The sequence below is a fragment of the Oleiphilus sp. HI0043 genome (assembly GCF_001634935.1).
This window is the reverse complement of record NZ_LWEY01001903.1, coordinates 1-926: the sequence shown is the minus strand read 5'-3', so window position 1 is coordinate 926 and position 926 is coordinate 1. Positions and strand designations below refer to the sequence as shown.

The 926-nt window shown below is 43.1% G+C and carries 2 protein-coding genes; one reads left to right on the top strand and one right to left on the bottom strand.

Features of this window, described 5'->3' with window-relative positions:
* Positions 1-705, top strand: a 705-nt coding sequence (locus A3729_RS29435) for an AAA family ATPase (RefSeq protein WP_156498222.1), incomplete at its 5' end; no start/stop codon positions are given.
* A gap of 106 nt (positions 706-811) precedes the next feature.
* Here the strand turns inward: A3729_RS29435 and infA are convergent.
* The coding region (infA, locus tag A3729_RS29430) for a translation initiation factor IF-1 (protein WP_068634558.1) at positions 812-926 on the bottom strand (115 nt) is incomplete at its 5' end.

The window sequence follows — 926 nt, the reverse complement described above, 5'->3', positions numbered from 1 at the left end:
TTGGTTCGCTTTGATATGTCGGAGTATATGGAGCGACATACCGTCAGTCGTTTGATTGGTGCGCCTCCTGGGTACGTTGGCTATGATCAGGGTGGCTTATTGACCGAAGCGGTCAATAAGAATCCTCACTGCGTTTTATTGCTTGATGAGATTGAAAAGGCGCACCCAGAAGTCTTTAACTTGTTGTTGCAGGTTATGGATCACGGCACCTTAACCGATAACAATGGCCGCAAAGCTGACTTTAGGCATGTCGTGTTGGTGATGACAACCAATGCTGGTGCGGAAGTAATTAGTAGACGCTCAATTGGTTTTAATGAGCAAGACCATTCTTCAGATGGTATGGAAGCTTTGAATAAGGTATTTACGCCAGAGTTTAGAAATCGCTTGGATGGCATTATTCCGTTTGCTTCATTATCGAGAGAAACAGTTTGCTATGTTGTCGACAAGTTCCTTATGGAATTACAAGTACAGCTGGATGCGAAGAACGTTGTGCTGCATGTTGATGATGAAGTGAAGCTCTATCTTGCAGAGAAGGGGTATGATGAAACTATGGGTGCTAGACCAATGGCTCGTCTGATTCAGGAAGACCTCAAGAAACCGTTAGCAGAAGAAATTCTCTTTGGTAGTTTGGCTGAAGGTGGCGATGTCCATATTAATCTTCGAGATAATGAGATTGTCTTTGATTATGAGCAAGAGCCAGCCTAAGGGTTGTTATTGACGAAAAAAAGGGTAAGAACATGGTTCTTACCCTTTTTTTATGACTATAAAGTCTCGCTTAAGCGAATGAGCGCGAGCCCCCAGACGAAATAATTTAGCGAGCTCTGTAGGTGATACGGCCTTTAGTTAGGTCGTAAGGCGTCATTTCAACTTTAACCTTGTCACCAGTCAGTATACGAATATAGTTCTTACGCATCTTGCCAGAAATA